At 63.1% G+C, this 1,847-nt stretch carries 2 protein-coding genes; both read left to right on the forward strand.

All coding sequences use genetic code 11. The annotated features are described in order from the left end of the window. The coding region (locus VZ95_RS14030) for an SRPBCC family protein (protein WP_045776409.1) at positions 1-539 on the forward strand (539 nt) is incomplete at its 5' end. Positions 540-647: 108 nt separating this feature from the next. After that, positions 648-1,754 carry a redox-regulated ATPase YchF gene (gene ychF / locus VZ95_RS14035; RefSeq protein ID WP_045776410.1) on the forward strand — a complete coding sequence of 369 codons (1,107 nt, stop codon included), beginning with the start codon at positions 648-650 and terminating at the stop codon, positions 1,752-1,754. Positions 1,755-1,847 lie beyond the last annotated feature (93 nt).

Raw genomic sequence — 1,847 nt, forward strand, 5'->3', positions numbered from 1 at the left:
TGGCGAGTTTGATGGGGTTGATCCTGGCCGGGCGCAGCGCCCCCGCCGTGCTGGCCCATCCCGACGTTGCTCCCCTCCACACGCTAGCCGCAACGCCGCCCGATTGGCAGACCATTGTCTTGCTCTCCAGCCGCGATACGGACCTTCCGGCCGCCGCGCTTTGGGCGAAGATCGACGCGGTTTCGAGTTGGCCGGACTGGTCGCGCAGCGCGATTAGCCTCGCTGAAATCAAGGATAGTTCTGATGGCGGAACGATACGGTTCCGTATCAATCTGCTCTACGGCTTAATGCCTTTCAGCTATGAAGCTCCTCGCCTCGCCGCCGCCCCGCGCGAGTTGCGCTGGGGCCGCGCTCAGCCGGGGGCCGCCACGCTGTTTTCCTGGCGCGTGACGGAGCTTGACGGCGGACGCAGCCGCGTGTCCCTGGTCGCCTATCTGCACGGCCCGGCCTATGGCGCGGCGCGGGCGATTTTGGAAGGCGCGGGCCAGCGCCAGATCGATGTCATCGTCACCCATCTGCTGACGGCGGCCCGGCCTTAATCCTGCCGCCCAACTCCCTCCGAGACAAAAGCCGCAAAACCGGCTAAACCCACGCCCAATGATTCTTCTTACCGCCTGCGCGCGGGAAAAGCCTGGGGACGCACGAGTATGGGTTTCAATTGCGGTATCGTCGGCCTGCCCAATGTGGGCAAATCGACCCTGTTCAACGCGCTCACCGCCACGGTCGCGGCGCAAGCGGCGAACTATCCGTTCTGCACAATCGAGCCGAATACCGGCATCGTTGCCGTGCCCGACCCGCGCCTTGATAAGATCGCCGCCATCTCAAAATCGGCGAAAATCATTCCGACGCAGCTTGAGTTCGTCGATATCGCCGGGCTAGTACGCGGCGCGTCGAAGGGCGAAGGCCTCGGCAATCAGTTCCTCGCCAATATCCGCGAAACCGACGCCATCGTGCACGTGCTGCGCTGCTTTGAAGACGGCGACATCACCCACGTCGAAGGCTCGGTCGACCCGATCCGCGACGCCGAAACGGTGGAAACCGAGTTGATGCTCGCCGATATGGAGAGCCTTGAGAAGCGCGAAGTGGCGCTCAACAAGCGCACCCGTGGCGGCGATAAGGAAGCCGTTGCGCTTCTAGCGCTGATGGGGCCGCTGCTCGCGGGCCTGCGCGAAGGCATCCCCGCCCGCCGCATCATCCGCGACTGGGACGCCGAGGCGAAGCGCAATGTGAAGCTGCTCCAACTGCTCACCTCGAAGCCGGTCGTTTACGTCTGCAATGTGAATGAGGAAGAGGCCGCCACCGGCAACGCCCTGTCCAATGCTGTCGCGGAGCGGGCCAAGGCGGAAGGCGCGGCCCAGGTGGTCATCTCCGCCGCCATTGAAGCCGAAGTGGCGCAGCTCGCCACCGAAGTGGAAAAGCAGGAGTTTCTCAGCGCTTTGGGCCTGGAGGAAACCGGTCTCGCCCGCGTTATCCGCGTCGGCTATAGCCTGCTCGGCCTGCTGACCTTCTTCACCGTCGGCCCGAAAGAAGCCCGCGCCTGGACCGTCCGCGCCGGGGCGAAAGCGCCGGAAGCCGCCGGAGTAATTCATACCGATTTCGAAACGGGCTTTATTCGCGCTGAAACCATCGCTTATGACGATTTCATCGCCTGCAACGGCGAAGCGGGCGCGAAGGAAGCGGGCAAGATGCGCCTGGAAGGCAAAGAATACCCCGTGCAGGACGGCGATATTTTCCACTTCCGCTTCAACGTCTAAACCGTAACCGTTCCCCTTTCAAAGCCGCCCGATCCTGCGATTGGGCGGCTTTTCTTTACGAGCGCCCGTCCGTAAAGCGACAAACTGATTTCA

It is taken from the genome of Elstera litoralis (assembly GCF_000963705.1).
Classification (GTDB): Bacteria; Pseudomonadota; Alphaproteobacteria; order Elsterales; family Elsteraceae; genus Elstera; species Elstera litoralis.

Coding starts and splice junctions, on each gene's coding strand:
- ychF (WP_045776410.1), top strand. CDS start 648: ATGGGTTTCAATTGCGGTATCGTCGGCCTGCCCAATGTGGGCAAATCG.